The sequence below is a fragment of the Flavobacterium glycogeni genome, assembly GCF_048286775.1.
Classification (GTDB): Bacteria; Bacteroidota; Bacteroidia; order Flavobacteriales; family Flavobacteriaceae; genus Flavobacterium.
In genome coordinates this window covers 271,114-285,140 of the sequence record NZ_JBLVPV010000002.1, presented here as the reverse complement: position 1 = coordinate 285,140, position 14,027 = coordinate 271,114, and the positions used below count along the sequence as shown (strand labels likewise).

Genomic DNA, 14,027 nt, shown 5'->3' with positions numbered 1-14,027 from the left:
TTTTATTATGCATGCATACTATTTAATTTATTATATTTACAATAAAAAAAATATCAAAATATGAGTTATACAGATAAAATGTTACGTGACGATGCCCTGAAAGGCAAAGTGATTGTAGTAACCGGAGGCGGAAGCGGTTTAGGAAAAGCAATGACTAAATATTTTCTGGAATTAGGTGCACATGTTGCCATTACTTCCAGAGATTTAGAAAAACTAAAAAACACCGCTGCAGAACTGGAAACTGAAACAGGCGGAAAATGTCTTCCAATTCAATGTGATGTGCGTCATTATGAAGAAGTGGAAAATATGCTCCAAGAAGTTTTAAAAGCTTTTGGCAAAGTTGATGTTTTACTGAATAATGCTGCCGGAAATTTCATTTCTCCAACCGAAAGATTATCTGCCAATGCTTTTGATACTGTAATTGATATTGTTTTAAAAGGTACCAAAAACTGTACACTAGCTTTTGGAAAACATTGGATTGACACCAAACAAAAATCATCTACCATTTTAAATATTGTAACGACTTACGCTTGGACAGGTTCTGCTTATGTGGTGCCTAGCGCTACTGCAAAAGCTGGAGTTTTGGCCATGACACGAAGTCTTGCGGTAGAATGGGCAAAATACGGAATTCGTTCTAATGCAATTGCACCGGGACCATTCCCTACTAAAGGCGCTTGGGACCGATTGTTACCAGGCGATTTAGCCGAGAAATTTGATATGGCTAAAAAAGTACCGTTAAAACGTGTAGGAGATCATCAGGAATTAGCCAATTTAGCGGCTTATTTAGTTTCTGATTTTTCAGCGTATGTAAATGGGGAAGTCGTTGTTATTGACGGTGGCGAATGGCTGAAAGGCGCCGGACAATTTAATATTCTGGAGGCTATTCCTGAAGAACTTTGGGATCAGTTGGAAATGATGATCAAAGCAAAGAAGAATAAATAATAGTTTTTTATAAAATAACAAAAGAGAGTCACATGGCTCTCTTTTTTGTTTCTGCTAATTTTCATTATTCTCCAAGGCAAGTAAAATTTCACTTTTCAGCAAGCCGCTCCCACCGCCATAATGCTGAACAATAACTATATTTGGATTCTGCTTATTGAAAAAAGCACATAAATTAGTTTCGCTTTCTTCCTGAATTCCGGAACCCAACAATACAAGGGAAAAAAATTTTTTTAGAAAAATATCCTTCGCTTCTTCATCATTCATAACGCCTACTCCATTCCAATTCTCGTTTGCATTTATTAATCGAACTACAGTTGCCAAAATTTCCAGATGTCTTCCTATGTATAAAATATTTATGGTTTCCATCATTCCACTTTTAAAAAACACAAACCCCAAAAGAAATAACCTTTTGAGATCTGTGTTTGTTTACTTTAAATTATTGTTGCAAAAATTGCAATTCGATATTCAAACGAACTTCTTCGCTTACTAAAACACCACCTGTTTCAAGAGCAGAATTCCAGTTTAATCCCCAATCTTTTCTGTTAATTTTTCCTTCTAATGAAAGAGCCATTTTGGTATTTCCCCATGGATCTTTCATTAATCCTCCATATTCTGCAGCTAATTTTACCGATTTTGTAACGCCGTGTAAGGTTAAATCTCCAACCAATTCATATTCACCTTCATTAATTTTAGTGAAAGAAGTAGCACTAAATTTAATTTCTGGAAATTGTGCAGCATCAAAAAAATCCGGACTCAATAAATGCGTATCTCTATCTGCATTTCCTGTTGTTATGGAATCAATTGCTCCGGTAAATTCAATTTTTGCATTTTCAAAATCATCGTCTTCTGATTCAATCGTTGCATCGAATTTTGAAAATTTACCTGAAATAGTAGTGAACATCATGTGTTTCACTTTAAAACCAATTTCTGAGTGTGCTGGGTCAATTACCCATTTTGTTGTTGACATAGTATTCTTATTTATTATTAGTTATTCTATTATTCATTTATTTGATTACAATTTCATCGGTACTTCCATCAATAGGATTTCGGCATTAGCTGAATTAGCGGTAATTTTAATCGAATTGGTATCCCAAATTCCTAATCCGTCACGTTCATTTAAAGCGATGTTTCCAATCGTGAAATCCCCTTTTAAAACAAAAGCATATATTCCATTTCCTGGTTTTTTCAATTCATACGAAGTAGAAAAACCATTGTCAAACTTCCCAATATGAAACCAAGCATCCTGATGAATCCAAACCCCTTCGTCTTCTGGATCTGGAGATAAAATTTGCTGTAATTTATTGTGACGATCATTTAAATCTAAAGTGATTTGGTCATAACGAGGCGTTACATTTTTCTGATTTGGATAAATCCAAATCTGCAAAAATTTAACCAACTGATCTTTGTTTTTATTGTACTCACTGTGAAAAATTCCGGTACCGGCGCTCATCGCCTGAATTTCCCCTTCTTTGATTATGGTAGTATTTCCCATACTGTCTTGATGTTCTAAATCACCTTCGAGCGGAATAGAAATAATTTCCATATTGTCATGCGGATGTTTCCCAAAACCCATTCCCTGATTGACTCTGTCATCATTCAGAACGCGCAGCACGCCAAAATTCATACGCTCCGGATTTTGATAATTTGCAAAACTAAAAGTATGATAGGATTCTAACCAACCGTGATTAGCATGACCACGGGTATTTGCTTTATGCAAAATGGAATGCGTAATTGTTCCGTCTGTTATTTTATCTGTATTTTCCATTGTTCTGTTGTTTAATAGTATGATGCAAAGTTGCGTCAAAAAAAAGGCGCATGCATTGAACTAGGACAAGAAATGAAAAATAACGAGAGTTTAGTGTTTGGTGATTCTGGTTCTTATTTTACTTAAAAACTCGGCAGAAATACCCAAATAGGAAGCAATGTAATGCTGGGCAACGCGCTGTGAAAGTGTGGGATAATGGTCGAGAAACTCCAAATATTTCTCGGTGGCAGTTTTAGAAATGGTATTGAATAAGCGTTCTTGAGTAACCGCAAGATTGCGTTGCATTAGGATCCGGAAAGCGCGTTCAAACTTGGGTGCTTTGGCAAATAATTCTTCTTTTGTGTCTGGACTAAACATAAAAAATTCACAATCTTCCAATGTTTCAATATATACCCGACTCGGTTTATCTTCATAAATACTAAAAGAAATATCGCTCACCCAGGCATTTTCGATGGCAAATTGTAGAATAACTTCAAAACCATTCGCATCAATATAATATTTCCGGACACAACCTTTGATAACAAAAGCTTCAAAATTGCACATCTCGCCTTCATGGAGCAAAATCGTTTTCTTAGGAACGGATTTATATTCCAATAAAGAATTAAAAATTTCTAATTCTTTCGGTTCAAAAGTGACATAGCGACTTATGTTTTTATTGATTTGTGAATACAAAGCAGTCTGTTTTAGAAACTAAAGATAGAAAAAAATGTCAATTAATAACCGCCAATAAATATATTAAATTAGCAAGATTTCCACAAAAAACAAAATCCACTCCCAATTAAATTCCTATTTTTGTCGGGATAAAATACATAACAAAAAAATTATGCTCATTATAGGAATTGCAGGTGGTACAGGAAGCGGAAAAACAACCGTTGTACATCAAATTATGAATGAATTACCAGAAACCGAAGTAGGAATTATTTCGCAAGACTCGTATTATAAAGAAAATCACGGACTGTCATTTGATGAAAGAGCATTAATTAATTTTGATCATCCGCGTGCCATTGATTTCGAATTATTGGTAAATCACCTTAAAGAATTAAAAGAAGGAAACAACATTAATCAACCCGTTTATTCGTTTGTAACGCACAATAGAACGGACGATACCGTTTTCACACATCCCCGAAAAGTGATGATTGTGGAAGGGATTTTAATTTTGGCAAATCCCGAATTAAGGGAATTATTTGATGTAAAAATATACGTTCATGCTGATTCTGACGAACGATTAATCCGACGTATGAAACGCGATATCGCTGAACGTGGCCGAGATATGCATGAAGTAATCAACAGATACCAAACAACATTGAAGCCAATGCACGAACAGTTTATAGAACCAACCAAAGCATTTGCAGACATTATTATACCAAACGACAAATACAATACGGTCGCCATTGATGTAGTTCGTGCGGTAATAAATCAAAAAATTCTATAATTTAGTTGTAATTTTAGTGTAATAATTATTAGGAGCTATTTCCCGCTTTCCGTTTCAATCTTTTAGGATGTGAATCTTCCTTCGTCATCATCACCTACTAAAAGGATTTTCACTGTAATCGGGGCTAAAAAAAATAAAAAATGACAAATCCGTATAAAGACAAACCTTGGTTTAAATTTTTAAGTAACAAATATGTCTGGGTCTTGTTATTTTTTGCTACTTGGATGATTTTTCTGGATAACTATTCTTATTTCGGACATCGTGTTTTAGACAAACAAATCAACGAATTGGAAGACAATGCAAATTATTATAAAGAAGAAATAAAAAAAGACCAAGAGAATATCAAGCAATTAAAAAATTCAGAACAGATAGAAAAATACGCCCGAGAAAAATACTATATGAAAAAAGATAGTGAAGATATTTATATCATTGAATTCGAAGGCGACACGATTGAAAAATAAAACACCAAGTTTCGGTTCGTTCTTCTTTGGAGAAGGCTGGGATTAGGAAAACCATAAACAAAATGACAACAAATCTTTTCGATGATTTCAATCCCATTTCCTCCAAACAATGGAAACAAAAAATTCAGTTTGAACTCAATGGAGCTGATTATAATGAAACCTTAGTTTGGAATTCTCCCGAAGACATCCAGGTGAAACCTTTTTATCACAAAGATGAGTTCTCAAAAGTTTTTTCGGTAACTACAAAAGCGACAAATTTCAGAATTTGCCAAAACATATTTGTTTACGATATTGATAAATCAATCGAAAGAGCATTAGATTCCTTGAGTCGCGGTGCTGACAGCCTTCGTTTTACAATAGAAAACGAATCGATTGATGTTACCAATCTATTGGAGAAATTACCTTTAGAAAAAGTTACCGTTTACTTTCATTTGAGTTTTATCTCAATCGATTTCGTCAAAAAAATTGATGCTTTTGCAAAGAAAAACAACACTACCATTTTCTGTAATCTGGATCCGATTGGGCAATTAGCCAAAGACGGAAACTGGTTTGCAACCAAAGAAAAAAGCAATTTTGACACCCTGAATTTACTTTCGGCAACAACAACATCTGTATCGTTAATAAGTATCAATGCTGCATTGTATCAAAATGCCGGTGCCAACATGGTGCAGCAAATTGCCTATAGTTTAGGACAGGCCAATGAATATTTTAATAGAATTGAAGCTATAAATAAACCTATTGTTTTTGAAGTTGCCGTTGGGACAAATTACTTTTTTGAAATTGCAAAACTACGCGCGTTGCGATTACTTTTTAATGTGATTGCCAAAGAATACAACCACAACTTAGATTGTAACATCATCGTTTCGCCTACAAAAAGAAACAAAACCTTATACGATTATAATGTAAACATGTTGCGTACCACAACTGAATGTATGAGTGCGATTATTGGCGGAGCTGATGCTATTGCTAATTTACCTTACGATGCGTTGTATCATAAAGACAATGAATTTGGGGATCGAATCGCGAGAAATCAATTGTTGATTCTCAAAAATGAAAGTTACTTTGACAAAGTTAATAATCCGGCTGACGGCAGTTATTATATAGAAAATCTTACCAATCAATTAGCTGAAAAAGCATTGGCTTTATTCAAAGATATTGAGGCTAATGGCGGTTTCCTGAAACAACTTAATGATGGAATCATCAAAAGAAAAATTCAGGAAAGTGCAGATACAGCTCAGGAATTATTTGATACTGGGAAAGAAATTTTATTGGGAACAAACAAACATCCCAACAAACAGGATAAGATGAAACATGATTTAGAGCTGTTCCCTTTTGTAAAAGTCAAACCAAGAAAAACATTGATTACACCAATAATCGAAAAACGTCTGGCAGAAAAAATAGAACAGGAACGATTGGATCTTGAATAGTCAGTCAGACTTTGTTATTTGATTTTAATACCATTGGAAAAGAGTATATTTACTTTACTAAAAAAACAAAATAATGGAAGCCATAAGACAAATCGTTAAGGTGAAAAATCACAAAATAAATATCACACTGCCCGATGATTTTAATGCTGATGAAGTAGAAGTGATTATTCTTCCTAAATCGAATAATGTGGAAATCCCTCAATGGCAAATGGACCAAGTTAGAGAAAGAACGGAGAAATATCTTAAAAATCCTTCTTCAGCTCAAGACATTGATGATTTTCTAAAAGAAATTGACGGTGAAATATAAAATTGTAATTGTAGAGGAAGCTAAACTTGATTTCAAAACAACTTTGGATTGGTACAAAAGCATTCAGCCTAAACTAGGAGAGAGGTTCACCAAGTCTTTTAGAGAAAGTTTAAAAATAATTAAGTTAAATCCGCTACTGTTTCAAATAAGATATGACAATACCAGAGTGGCTTTGATTGAAAATTTTCCATACTTAATTCATTTCAATAGTTACAATAACAAAATTGTAATTAAAGCTATTTTTCATACATCTAGAAATACTGAAATATGGATTGAAAGGAATTAAAAATTTCAAAAAACCTATAATCTTTGTGATAAAACAAATGAAAAGAAAAGATTTACAACATATAAAATTAGAAAGTACACCGTTGAAAGTGGAGAATGAAAATTCTTTGGCTGATGCATTTCTCACCGCAGAGGGAATCGAACTAAAACCAACGTATTCGGAACAAGATATTGATGATCTCAAGCATCTTGATTTTGGAGCTGGTTTTGCACCAAATTTACGTGGACCTTACGCTACGATGTACGTCCGCCGACCTTGGACTGTGCGTCAATATGCAGGATTTTCGACTGCCGAAGAAAGCAATGCTTTTTACAGAAGAAACCTGGCTGCGGGTCAAAAAGGACTTTCCATCGCTTTTGATTTACCGACACATCGCGGCTATGATTCCGATCATGAACGTGTGGTAGGCGATGTCGGAAAAGCGGGAGTTGCTATTGACTCCGTGGAAGACATGAAAGTATTATTCGACCAGATTCCGTTGGATGAAATGTCAGTTTCCATGACGATGAATGGCGCTGTTTTGCCTATTATGGCTTTCTATATTGTTGCCGCCGAAGAACAAGGCGTAAAACCTGAGTTACTTTCCGGGACGATACAAAATGACATTCTGAAAGAATTCATGGTGCGTAATACGTATATTTATCCGCCAACCCCTTCGATGAAAATCATTGCTGATATTTTTGAATTTACCAGCAAAAAAATGCCCAAATTCAACTCGATTTCTATTTCTGGATATCACATGCAAGAAGCGGGAGCCACTGCTGATATTGAATTGGCTTACACTCTGGCTGATGGATTGGAATACATTAGAACAGGATTAGCAACCGGAATGAAAATTGATGAGTTTGCTCCAAGATTATCTTTTTTCTGGGCGATTGGAATGAACCATTTTATGGAAATTGCCAAAATGCGTGCCGGTAGAATGATATGGGCGAAATTGGTGAAACAATTCGAACCAAAAGACGATAAATCTTTAGCATTACGAACCCATTGTCAAACTTCGGGTTGGAGTTTAACAGAGCAGGATCCTTTTAACAATGTAGCCAGAACCTGTATTGAAGCAGCCGCAGCCGCTTTTGGAGGAACACAATCTTTACATACCAATGCTTTGGATGAAGCCATAGCTTTACCAACGGATTTCTCGGCAAGAATTGCCAGAAACACACAGCTTTATTTACAAGAAGAAACTAAAATCACTAAAACAGTAGATCCCTGGGCAGGCAGCTATTACGTAGAAAGCTTGACGAATGAAATTGCCGAAAATGCTTGGAAGCTTATTGAAGAAGTGGAAGAACTGGGCGGAATGACCAAAGCCATTGAATCTGGAATTCCAAAATTGCGCATCGAGGAAGCGGCGGCCAGAAAACAAGCCAGGATTGACAGCGGTCAGGATATTATTGTGGGCGTAAATCAATACCGATTAGACAAAGAAGATCCTTTACAGATTCTGGATGTGGATAACCAAATGGTTCGCAAGCAACAATTGGAACAATTAGACCGAATCAAAGCGACCCGAGATACAGAAAAAGTACAAAATTCACTAAAAAAACTAACCCTTTGTGCGCAAACAGGAGAAGGCAATTTACTGGAAATTGCCGTTGAGGCTGCTAGAAACCGAACAACATTAGGAGAAATCAGTGATGCACTGGAAGCGGTTTTTGGAAGATACAAAGCACAAATTAAATCCTTTAGCGGTGTGTATAGTAAAGAAATAAAAGACGACAAAAGTTTTGAAAAAGCAAAACAATTAGCAGATGAATTTGCTAAACAAGAAGGACGTCGCCCTCGAATAATGATTGCCAAAATGGGACAAGACGGGCACGATCGTGGGGCAAAAGTTGTGGCTACCGGTTATGCTGATGTAGGTTTTGATGTAGACATTGGTCCACTTTTTCAAACCCCAGCCGAAGCTGCCAAACAAGCAGTAGAAAACGACGTTCATATTCTGGGGGTTTCCTCTCTTGCGGCAGGACACAAAACCCTTGTCCCGCAAGTAATTTCAGCGCTAAAAAAATACGGTCGGGAAGATATTATGGTGGTTGTAGGCGGAGTTATTCCTGCACAAGATTACCAGTTTTTATTTGATGCCGGTGCGGTTGCCGTATTTGGACCTGGAACAAAAATCAGTGAAGCTGCCATTAAAATATTAGAAATTTTAATGGACAGTTTCGAATAAAAAAGAACAACAGAATTGTCAATTCTATCTAAAGCACTAATCAAAAGATTGGTGCTTTTTTGTTTTATTTTACAGATTAAAAATATACTATTCCTATTAAAAAAGAGGCAATTTAATTGATTTTATTAACATAACTTATGGTATACATTAACGCTAAAAACTAAATTAAAAAGCTAAATTTACATAAGCATATTTATTTATTTTTTAAAAATATAAATTATAAAACATTGATACATAAGCATTTAAATCTAAATAAAAGGGGAAGCAAAAACAACATGCCTTATGATTTATTTGTTTATTGGAATAATAGAAACTCATTTATTAATTTAAAACTAAATGTCATGAAATCTCTTATTATTTTACTTTTCTTATGTACTACTATAGCATCATATTCCCAAGTAACTGAAAAAGGTAAAATTAAAATCGAAGAATTACCCGGTGTGGTTATTAAAAGAGTTGGAACAGATTTTTCTGTTTATATACCTGATAATAATCCTGACCAAAGGGTGAGAGTTGTAGAAGAAAAATTTATCGCATATGATTTAGGTAAAGATGCTGAAGGGTTTGAAGAATACCTTGTGGTAATGGAAGTGAAAAACGGTTCTTTGACCGCTACTTATAATGAAAACGGAAAATTAATACGCGTTGTGGAAGAATTCAAAAATGTAAGACTTCCCAGTGAGGTTATCTATTCTATTTACAGAACATATCCCGGTTGGTCAATTGTAAATGACAGCTTTCTTTATTCACAGGAAGAAGGGGATATAATCAAAAAACAATATAACATAAAAATCAAAAAAGATAAGGAAACCATAAAATTAGTGGTGCGTCCCAATGGGGAAATTCTTAAAGCGAAATAATTCGATTTAGAATAAAAAAAAGGCTGCCAAAAATAATTCAGACAGCCTTTTTTGTTTTATTAACTATTAAATCTGTATATTTTTTACGTTTGCATTGCCGTCAGCAACAATAGATGAAGTATCGTAACCGCCAAATAGCTTCATATAAGTTCTTATGGAAGTTCCGTAAGCATCTCTAAAATAACGCTTACCCTTATTTTTAAAGTACTTTTTTACTGATCCTGCACCGCCAAGATGAGCAGCAGCTAAAATCCCAGATTCAGTAACATGAATTCCGTTGAGTATTGTTCCTTCGTATTTTTCAATTTCCTTTTTCAACTCCCATTTATTTTTAGCCAAAAGTGCAATAAATGCTTTTTCCTGTAATTCAGGGCTATTTAAAAAAGTAGAACTATTCCGAACCCCAACAGACTTTAAGGTCTCAATACCAAATTGGTATTTACCTAAATATCCTAAAGAATTGATTTTTTTATATTTACTTTCAGATTCTCTGTATCCGATTGCTTCCTTAAAGCCAACGAAAAAATTTCCAGTAAAAGGGATGTTCAGATTGATGTAATCTTCTTGCTTTTCAGAAGGAAATAAGTAGTGTGTTCCCTCTTCTTCATTGATAAGAAACCAAGGGCTGGTTTCTAAGTTAAACGGTTTAAAACCTGAGCTTAAAAAAACTGTAATTACAGTCAGACTAGTGTAAAAATACCACTTCTTTATCATAAATTGTTTTTCTTCAAAACGCTGTCCCGTTAAGAAATTTCTATGCGCAAAGATACGATAAAAATAATTATACTGATAATCAGCAAGTTAAACTTTTCTAAAAATAGATTAAGTGGTATTTTATATCGTTAAAGCGCACAAATTCGATTGTCGGCGCAGGAATTTTAACGGTATTAAGAACGGAAAAAACGGTTTTTAAAAAATGGGATTTGGTCTTAATTTTTGTCAAATCGACATCCAAACTCAGGTAAAATTGTCTGAATCTTTGTGGATTCGAAGTTAAAACGGGGGGAGTATCTTCTTTATTTCCAGTTATCATACCATCAGCCCCATAACCCAAAGCCAAGTTGAGCCATTTTGGTATTTTTGAGCCGTTAGCAAAAGAATGTAAATTGACCGAAAGCCAATATGTTTGTCCATTATAGTCTTTTAGAATTTGCTCTGTAAATGAACTTCCTAAAACCTCTGGTCTGTAGCCGGCATATTTTGTAGTATGAAAAGAAAATTTAGGGGTAATACGCTGTTCCTTCCATATTAATTCTTGTGAAACATATAAAGCTGTCCCGGAAGCATTAGCAACAACATCTCCTAATGAAGCGCCCCATTCAGAGGAATATCCATCTAAAACCTCAACTGCAGTTAAAAACGCAAAGCCTAAGCCCGCTCCATACAGCATTTTATTTTTTGTATTGGCACCACTCCATTGTAGCATTTCGGCACCAAACCGACCCAAATGATACGAAGAAAATACATGACCGGCTTTATCCATTTGAAGCCACTCTGAATTATCATTTATAAAATGAAAATCAGATTTGGGATAATCGGCGTACCAAACTTGGTTTAAACCTATTAAAGTCCCCGTAGCCAAAACAGCTTCAGAAATGATAACTGTATTTTGCCTTTTTAGGTGTAAAGAATCGGAGGATTTAAAGAAACTATCCGCTGTATTTTGTGAATGGCCAATTTGAAATCCGACAAAGAGTAAAAATATAAGGAATACTTTAAATCCCAAAACTATCTTTTTACGCCTTGACTGTTGATCCAATCCGAATATTTTTTGGCGTTTTTATTGTGTTCCTCTAATGTAGCTGCAAACTCGTGGTATCCAAAACGCTCCACACTGGCGCAGAAGTAAATGAAATTATTTTTCTCAGGATCTAAAACAGCTTCTAATGCTGTAATATCAGGCATGGCGATAGGCCCCGGAGGAAGTCCAACGTTCATATACGTATTGTAGGGATGACTCATCGTCAAATCATTGTAAAAAACCCTTTTGATAACTTGGTCAAAATCATTCGATTTCTTTTTCATCGCAAAAATAACTGTTGGATCAGCTTGCAATGGCATTTCCGCTCTTAAACGATTCAAATACACACCTGCAATTCTAGGTCTCTCGTCTTTTTTAACGGATTCTTTGTGTACAATTGAAGCCAGAATCGTTGCTTCAATTGGACTTAACCCTTGTTTTTGCGCTTTGGCAACTCTTTCTTTATTCCAAAAATTACGGTATTCTTTGATCATTTTATCGCGGAACTTTTCAGCCGTAGTGTTCCAATAAATCTCATACGTATTAGGAATAAACATTACCAAAACATTTTCTTCATTGAACCCGTTTTCTTTCAGGAAAATAGAATCTTTAAACGAAGTTAATAATGATAAACTGTCGGCTTCTATTTGAGAACCTACACGTCCAGCCAAATTCTCCACACGCTCCTGATTATTGAAAGCCAATTTCACAGGCGAATTAAGTCTCAAGGTTTTTACCAATTCATAACTGTTCATTCCTTTTGTGAATAGAAAACGACCCGGAATTACATTATCAGAATAGCCTCTTTTATTTGCCACCATTTCAAAACGATCCATATTCTCTATGTACGGCGCGATTATCTTCTTGACATCTTCGTATTTAGAATCGGTTGGAACGTAGATATAAACTTCTTTATCCGTAAATTTTGTGTTCGCAGAAAAAATCTGTTTCAATAGTATTAATCCATAAATCATTAATATTGATATTAAAACAACAGAAGCAATGGTGATGATTTTCTTAATATTCATAGGTGGTATTATTTTTTTTTTCATGGAATCATGACACGATCATTCTTCCTATTTATTTGATTTTGAAACGATACTGATTCAAAACTAAAAAATTTAAAATTTAGTATTGATTAATTGAAAAATAGCTTCGTCTTTATAAATGCCGTTCACAAAGGTCCAATCTTTTTTTACGCCTATCATTTCGAATCCAAATTTAGTAAAAAGAGCTTTACTAGCTTCATTTTCGGTTCCTATATTTGCATATAATTGATGCAAATTAAGATTACAAAAAGCATATTCGATTAATAACCCCAAAGCTTCTGAACCAATATTCTGTTTTCGGTTTTCGTTGTCTTGGATAACGATACCTACTCCTGCCCTATTATTCTTTGGATCAAAATCAAATAAATCAATTAAACCCAAGGCTGGAAAATCCTTATCTTGACAAATAGCCAATCGCAATTGCTTGGCTTCATAAATATCCTGATGGGCATTTTCTAAATATTGTTTGACTAAAAACCGGCTGTAAGGCGTATGCGTATTACTGACTTCCCAAATGCTCTGGTCGTTTTCTATGGCATAAACAAACTCCAAATCATTGGGTTCTAATGCACGAATATAGATGTTTTCGCCTTTTAATGTTTTCATTTTGGAAGTTAGGGGTTAGAAGTTATAGGTTAGGGGTTAAAGGCTTGAGACGCCAAATTGACTCCTCAAGTTTCAGAGTGATTATTTTTTAAATCTCAATTGCTCCTTTAAATACAAATTCCGCAGGTCCTTTCAGAAAAACATGGGTAAACTGCCCTTCTTTTTTATCAAAAGAAACGACTAATTTTCCGCCTTCTACATTCAAATCTATTGCCGAAGCATCCGTTTTTCCTAAAACATTCATCGCAATAGCAACTGCTGTCGCTCCTGTTCCACATGAAAGCGTTTCATCTTCTACACCTCTTTCATAGGTTCTTAACGAAAAAGTGGTGTCGTCAATTTGTTTTACAAAATTGATGTTGCTTCCTGCTTTTCCATACAAATCTCCGTAGCGAATAGCTGCTCCGTTTTCCTTTATATTGTAATTTTCTAAATCGTCAACCAATTGTACATGATGTGGCGAACCTGTATTTAGAAACACATGATCTGAACTTACTTTTACCTCAGCAACATCAATCATTTGTAGTGAAACCAATCCGTCGTCCCCAATTGTTGCGTGATGCAAACCATCTGTCGCAATAAAAGTAGTATCATTTTGGATTACGTTCAGCTTTTTGGCGAAAGCCACTAAACATCTTCCACCGTTACCACACATGGAACTTTGGTTTCCATCAGAGTTGTAATAGACCATTTTGAAATCAGTAGTCGTGTCATTTTCCAGTAAAATAAGACCATCGCCTCCTATTCCAAAACGTCTGTCGCATAAATGCGCGATGAGTTGAGTATTCTCTTTTGGAAAAAAATATGAACGATTATCAATCATGACAAAATCATTTCCTGTTCCTTGGTATTTATAAAATTCTAGTTGCATTTTAATTGAATTGAGTTATACAAAAGTACGAACTATTAATGAAATGTTAATCATTGTTAAAGAGCGTTAAACTGCATTTTACGAAGCTAATTTAGTTTTATTTT

General features: G+C 34.9%; 17 protein-coding genes. 8 read left to right on the top strand and 9 right to left on the bottom strand.

Features of this window, described 5'->3' with window-relative positions; genetic code table 11:
* The first annotated feature begins 60 nt into the window (after nt 1–60).
* Nucleotides 61–942 (top strand): SDR family oxidoreductase, encoded by an 882-nt coding sequence (locus ACNQGX_RS02775; RefSeq protein ID WP_417973802.1) that lies wholly within the window; start codon nt 61–63, stop codon nt 940–942.
* A gap of 54 nt (nt 943–996) precedes the next feature.
* Here the strand turns inward: ACNQGX_RS02775 and ACNQGX_RS02770 are convergent, their stop codons facing one another.
* From ACNQGX_RS02770 to ACNQGX_RS02755, 4 genes are all read right to left on the bottom strand, one after another.
* Entirely contained in the window at nt 997–1,308 is a 312-nt protein-coding gene (locus ACNQGX_RS02770) for a hypothetical protein (protein WP_417973800.1), read from the bottom strand.
* A 70-nt stretch (nt 1,309–1,378) separates the two neighbouring features.
* Entirely contained in the window at nt 1,379–1,909 is a 531-nt protein-coding gene (locus tag ACNQGX_RS02765; protein WP_417973798.1) for a YceI family protein, read from the bottom strand.
* Nucleotides 1,910–1,954: 45 nt separating this feature from the next.
* On the bottom strand, nt 1,955–2,707 hold the full coding sequence (locus ACNQGX_RS02760; RefSeq protein ID WP_417973796.1) for a pirin family protein: 753 nt from the start codon (nt 2,705–2,707) through the stop codon (nt 1,955–1,957).
* Between the two features lie 90 nt (nt 2,708–2,797).
* Nucleotides 2,798–3,379: a Crp/Fnr family transcriptional regulator gene (locus ACNQGX_RS02755; RefSeq protein ID WP_417973794.1), complete on the bottom strand. Its 582-nt coding sequence runs from the start codon at nt 3,377–3,379 to the stop codon at nt 2,798–2,800.
* Nucleotides 3,380–3,530: 151 nt separating this feature from the next.
* On the opposite strand from ACNQGX_RS02755, the gene udk reads away from it, so the two are divergent.
* From udk to ACNQGX_RS02720, 7 genes are all read left to right on the top strand, one after another.
* Entirely contained in the window at nt 3,531–4,139 is a 609-nt protein-coding gene (gene udk, locus ACNQGX_RS02750; RefSeq protein ID WP_417973792.1) for a uridine kinase, read from the top strand.
* Nucleotides 4,140–4,279: 140 nt separating this feature from the next.
* Complete coding sequence (locus ACNQGX_RS02745) at nt 4,280–4,600, top strand: FtsB family cell division protein (protein ID WP_099714581.1); 321 nt, start codon at nt 4,280–4,282, stop codon at nt 4,598–4,600.
* A 62-nt stretch (nt 4,601–4,662) separates the two neighbouring features.
* Nucleotides 4,663–6,027 carry a methylmalonyl-CoA mutase subunit beta gene (locus ACNQGX_RS02740; protein ID WP_417973790.1) on the top strand — a complete coding sequence of 455 codons (1,365 nt, stop codon included), beginning with the start codon at nt 4,663–4,665 and terminating at the stop codon, nt 6,025–6,027.
* A 73-nt stretch (nt 6,028–6,100) separates the two neighbouring features.
* Entirely contained in the window at nt 6,101–6,334 is a 234-nt protein-coding gene (locus tag ACNQGX_RS02735; protein WP_417973788.1) for a hypothetical protein, read from the top strand.
* Nucleotides 6,324–6,620, top strand: a complete 297-nt coding sequence (locus ACNQGX_RS02730; protein ID WP_131917119.1) for a type II toxin-antitoxin system RelE/ParE family toxin — start codon at nt 6,324–6,326, stop codon at nt 6,618–6,620. The genes ACNQGX_RS02735 and ACNQGX_RS02730 overlap by 11 nt, the downstream gene beginning before the upstream one ends.
* 37 nt (nt 6,621–6,657) lie before the next feature.
* Complete coding sequence (scpA, locus tag ACNQGX_RS02725; protein ID WP_417973786.1) at nt 6,658–8,796, top strand: methylmalonyl-CoA mutase; 2,139 nt, start codon at nt 6,658–6,660, stop codon at nt 8,794–8,796.
* Between the two features lie 341 nt (nt 8,797–9,137).
* The gene (locus tag ACNQGX_RS02720) at nt 9,138–9,656 is read left to right on the top strand and encodes a hypothetical protein (RefSeq protein ID WP_417973784.1); all 519 of its coding nucleotides are present in this window, start codon (nt 9,138–9,140) and stop codon (nt 9,654–9,656) included.
* Nucleotides 9,657–9,722: 66 nt separating this feature from the next.
* On the opposite strand, the gene ACNQGX_RS02715 is transcribed toward ACNQGX_RS02720, so the two are convergent.
* The 5 genes from ACNQGX_RS02715 to dapF form a co-directional block, all read right to left on the bottom strand.
* Complete coding sequence (locus tag ACNQGX_RS02715; protein WP_131917134.1) at nt 9,723–10,370, bottom strand: peptidoglycan-binding protein LysM; 648 nt, start codon at nt 10,368–10,370, stop codon at nt 9,723–9,725.
* Between the two features lie 97 nt (nt 10,371–10,467).
* Nucleotides 10,468–11,382 (bottom strand): DUF2279 domain-containing protein, encoded by a 915-nt coding sequence (locus ACNQGX_RS02710; RefSeq protein WP_417973782.1) that lies wholly within the window; start codon nt 11,380–11,382, stop codon nt 10,468–10,470.
* A 2-nt stretch (nt 11,383–11,384) separates the two neighbouring features.
* The gene (mltG, locus tag ACNQGX_RS02705; RefSeq protein ID WP_131992218.1) at nt 11,385–12,425 is read right to left on the bottom strand and encodes an endolytic transglycosylase MltG; all 1,041 of its coding nucleotides are present in this window, start codon (nt 12,423–12,425) and stop codon (nt 11,385–11,387) included.
* A gap of 93 nt (nt 12,426–12,518) precedes the next feature.
* Nucleotides 12,519–13,052 (bottom strand): GNAT family N-acetyltransferase, encoded by a 534-nt coding sequence (locus ACNQGX_RS02700; protein ID WP_417973780.1) that lies wholly within the window; start codon nt 13,050–13,052, stop codon nt 12,519–12,521.
* An 88-nt stretch (nt 13,053–13,140) separates the two neighbouring features.
* Nucleotides 13,141–13,923, bottom strand: coding sequence for a diaminopimelate epimerase (gene dapF, locus ACNQGX_RS02695; RefSeq protein WP_417973778.1), 783 nt, complete (start codon nt 13,921–13,923; stop codon nt 13,141–13,143).
* Between the last annotated feature and the right edge of the window lie 104 nt (nt 13,924–14,027).